The organism is Phenylobacterium sp., assembly GCF_036723115.1.
Lineage (GTDB): Bacteria > Pseudomonadota > Alphaproteobacteria > Caulobacterales > Caulobacteraceae > Phenylobacterium.
Genome location: NZ_DAIMHV010000206.1, coordinates 1 through 3,658 on the forward strand (window position 1 = coordinate 1; position 3,658 = coordinate 3,658).

A 3,658-nucleotide genomic window follows, 5' to 3' on the forward strand; every position below is an offset into this window, starting at 1 on the left:
TCACCGACCACCTGGCGGTGCTGCGGCCCCAGGCCTGGCTGATGATCGGCCACTGTGGCGGCCTGCGCGGCAGCCAGACCATCGGCGACTATGTGCTGGCCCACGCCTATCTGCGGGACGACCATGTGCTGGACGACGTCCTGCCGCCGGAAATCCCCATCCCGCCCATCGCCGAGGTTCAGGTGGCCCTGAACCGCGCCGCCGAAATCGTCACCGGCGAGGCCGGCGACGTGCTCAAGCGACGGCTGCGCACCGGCACGGTGGTGACCACCGACGACCGGAACTGGGAGCTGCGCTATTCCCTCTCGGCCCTGCGGTTCAACCAGTCCCGGGCGGTGGCCATCGACATGGAGAGCGCCACCATCGCCGCCCAGGGCTACCGCTTCCGCGTGCCCTATGGGACCCTGCTGTGCGTGTCGGACAAGCCCCTGCACGGGGAGATCAAGCTGCCGGGCCAGGCCAACGCCTTCTATGAGCGCGCCATCGGCCAGCATCTGCAGATCGGCCTGGCCACCCTTGACCTCCTGCGCGAGGAGGGCCCGCGCCTGCACTCGCGCAAGCTGCGCAGCTTCGACGAGCCGCCGTTCCGCTGAGCGGGCCAGGCGGCCCTAGGGCGCGGTCAGGAAGTCGGCGATGGCCTGACTGAGCTCGGCCTGGGCGACGGCGCCGATATGGTCGCCGGGAATGATCTCCACCCGGCCGGCGGGCAGGATGTCGGCCAGGGCCTCGGCCGAGCCGTTGTCCTGATCGTCTGCGCCGCAGACCACCAGGGTGGGAACGGCTATGGCCGCCAGTTCGGCGCGGCTCGTCTCCTTGAAGGCGGCCAGGACGCCCAGCATGGCTTCGGGATTGAGCCCCAGCTCGGCCATGGTGCGCTGGATGTAGCGGCCGGCCCTCGGGTTCTGCGCCTTGTCGCCGTGGCGGATGGAGTCCTCGAACATGGCCGCCCGCGCGCCGGCCTCCATGACGCCCGTGTCGCCCATGCCGCCGAGCGCCATGCGACGGGGGGCGAGGCCCCCCACCACGGCGCGCACCGCGGTCCGTGCGCCCAAGGAATAGCCCGCCAGATCGAAGTCGCTTAGGCCCAGATGGGCGATCAGCGCCAACTGATCCCGCGCCAGGGTGTCTGGAAGCCAGGCTTCCGGCTCCACCGGCGCGGCCGACTGGCCGTGGCCCCTAAGATCGGCGGCGATCACCTCGAAGCCCGCCGCCGCCAGCCGCGCGGCATGGCCCGGCGCGAACCAGTTCTGGTGGGCGCTGGACAGAAAGCCGTGAAGCAGGACGAGCGGGCGGCCTTCGCCCATCCGGTGATAGGCGATCTCCTGACCGTCAAAGCTCTGGAATCGGGAGGTGCGGGGCTCTGTCATGGGCCAAGCCTCGCACCCTCCGGACGGTGGCGTCCAGCCTGCCTTCGAAAACCCGCGCCGCCCAGGGGTTGAGGCCATGCTATGTCCGCGATCCGTCAGCAGAGGGACCGCCTGGGGATGCGCCGCGCCGATCGCCTGTTCCAGATCATCCAGATCCTGAGGCGCAGCCGACGCCCCGTGACCGCCAGGGCGCTGGCCCAGGAACTGGAGATCTCGGTACGCACCCTCTATCGCGATGTGGCCGACCTGATGGCCCAGCGGGTGCCCATCCGCGGCGAGGCCGGAGTCGGCTACGTCCTGGACGACGGCTTCGACATGCCGCCACTGATGCTCACCGCCGACGAGGTGGAGGCGGTCCTGCTGGGCGCCCAGTGGGTGGCCGCCCGCGGCGACCCGGACCTGACCCGCGCGGCTCAGGATCTGGTGGCCAAGATCGCCCAGGTCATTCCCGAGGGGCTGCGTCCCTTCGTGGGGTCCTCGCCGCTCACCGCCTCGCCGCGGCCGGACGCTGTGGCCGACGCGCTCAACATGACGCAGCTGCGCGCGGCCCTGCGCGAGGAACGCAAGGTGATCCTCGACTATCGCGACGAACAGGGCGCGGTCACCCGGCGGATCATCTGGCCGGTGACAGTGGCCTATCTGGACACGGTGCGCCTGATCGGCGCCTGGTGCGAGCTGAGGCAGGCCTTCCGCAGCTTCCGGACCGACCGGGTGGTGGCCGCCGACTTCACGTCCGAGCGCTATTCCAGGCCCCGGCGCCAGCTGTGGGCCGAGTGGCGAAAAGCGCATTATTCCTGGACTGAAAACCCGCCCCCGGCGCGGAAGGTCTGATGCGCCCGGCGACGATCTCCGCATCGGCGCCGGGCGTCTTCAGGGACTGAACCTCCGACAAGGTTCGATGACAAGATTTGCGCTCATGGGCGCTCTCGTCCTAATCACCTCGCCGTGACACGGGGAGTGACCATGCAGAGCTTTCAACCGCCGCGCCGAATTCTCATGGGGCCAGGCCCCTCCGACGTCAGCCCGCGGGTGCTGGCGGCCCTGTCGCGGCCGACCATCGGTCACCTCGACCCGGCGTTTCAGGACCTGATGGAAGAGATCAAGGCCGCCCTGGCGCGTCTGTTCAACGCCCCTGACCACGCCTGCGTGCCTCTGCCGGCGCCCGGCACGGCGGGGATGGAGGCGGCCATCATGAACCTGCTGGAGCCGGGCGACACGGCGGTGGTCTGCGTCAACGGCGTCTTCGGGACCCGCATGGTGGACATGGCCGGCCGCGCCGGCGCCTCGGTGATCACCGTGGAAGACGCCTGGGGCGCGCCGGTGGACCCGGCCAAGGTCGAGGCCGCCCTGGCTGGCGCCGGCGCCAAGGTGCTGGCCTTTGTCCATGCCGAAACCTCCACGGGCGTGCGCAGCGATGCGGCGACCCTCTGCGCCCTGGCGCGCCGGCACGGGGCGCTCTCCATCGTCGACTGCGTCACCTCCCTTGGCGGGGTGCCGGTGGACGCCGCGGGCTGGGACGCCGACGTGGTCTATTCGGGCACGCAGAAGTGCCTGTCGGCCCCTCCGGGCCTGTCGCCCGTGGCTTTCTCTCAACGGGCGATCGCCGCCATCGGCGCGCGCAAGGAGAAGCCGCGCAACTGGCTCTACGATATCGGCCTGCTCATGAGCTATTGGGGCGGGGAGGGCGGCCGGACCTATCACCACACCGCGCCTATCAACGCCCTCTATGGCCTGCACGAGTCCCTGGTCGCCCTGTTCGAGGAAGGCCAGCAGGCGGTGTTCGTGCGCCATGCGCGCATGCATGAGGCCCTGGTGGCGGGGCTGGAGGGATTGGGCCTGGAGATGCTGGTGGCCCCCGACCACCGCCTGCCTCAGCTCAATACGGTCAAGGTTCCGGGCGGCGTGGACGAGGCCGCGGTCCGCGCCCATGTGCTCGACCACTGGAGCCTGGAGATCGGGGCGGGCCTGGGGCCGCTGAAAGGCCAGGTCTGGCGCATCGGCCTGATGGGCGCCTCGGCCACCCCCTGGCATGTGCGCCTGTGTCTGACCGCCCTGGCCGACGCCCTGGCCGCCCAGGGCGTGGCCAGCGACAAGGCCGCCGCCCTGGCCGCCGCCGACGCCCTGCTTACCGCCTGAAGCGACCCGGCCCGGCGCAGCGGGACTTTCCCGGCGATCTCTTGCGGTCTATGGCGCAGGTGATGCGCTGCGTGGTCCAGATCGAAGCTCCCTGGCGTGACCCGCTCCTGGTCCTGGCGGGACGCGCCGAGACGCCGTGGGCGCTGGGCCTGCTG

At 70.7% G+C, this 3,658-nt stretch carries 4 protein-coding genes; 3 read left to right on the forward strand and 1 reads right to left on the reverse strand.

Features of this window, described 5'->3' with window-relative positions:
• A partial coding sequence (locus V7D28_RS14430; RefSeq protein WP_333588080.1) for an AMP nucleosidase occupies positions 1-593 on the forward strand: 593 nt, incomplete at its 5' end.
• 15 nt (positions 594-608) lie between these two features.
• Here V7D28_RS14430 and V7D28_RS14435 read toward each other — a convergent pair.
• Positions 609-1,367, reverse strand: coding sequence for an alpha/beta fold hydrolase (locus V7D28_RS14435; RefSeq protein WP_333588081.1), 759 nt, complete (start codon positions 1,365-1,367; stop codon positions 609-611).
• A gap of 117 nt (positions 1,368-1,484) precedes the next feature.
• On the opposite strand from V7D28_RS14435, the gene V7D28_RS14440 reads away from it, so the two are divergent.
• Both V7D28_RS14440 and V7D28_RS14445 read left to right on the forward strand, forming a co-directional pair.
• The gene (locus V7D28_RS14440) at positions 1,485-2,198 is read left to right on the forward strand and encodes a helix-turn-helix transcriptional regulator (protein WP_333588083.1); all 714 of its coding nucleotides are present in this window, start codon (positions 1,485-1,487) and stop codon (positions 2,196-2,198) included.
• A 132-nt stretch (positions 2,199-2,330) separates the two neighbouring features.
• Entirely contained in the window at positions 2,331-3,503 is a 1,173-nt protein-coding gene (locus tag V7D28_RS14445; RefSeq protein ID WP_333588082.1) for a pyridoxal-phosphate-dependent aminotransferase family protein, read from the forward strand.
• Positions 3,504-3,658: the final 155 nt, after the last annotated feature.

Coding starts and splice junctions, on each gene's coding strand:
- V7D28_RS14435 (WP_333588081.1), bottom strand. CDS start 1,367: ATGACAGAGCCCCGCACCTCCCGATTCCAGAGCTTTGACGGTCAGGAG.
- V7D28_RS14440 (WP_333588083.1), top strand. CDS start 1,485: ATGCGCCGCGCCGATCGCCTGTTCCAGATCATCCAGATCCTGAGGCGC.
- V7D28_RS14445 (WP_333588082.1), top strand. CDS start 2,331: ATGCAGAGCTTTCAACCGCCGCGCCGAATTCTCATGGGGCCAGGCCCC.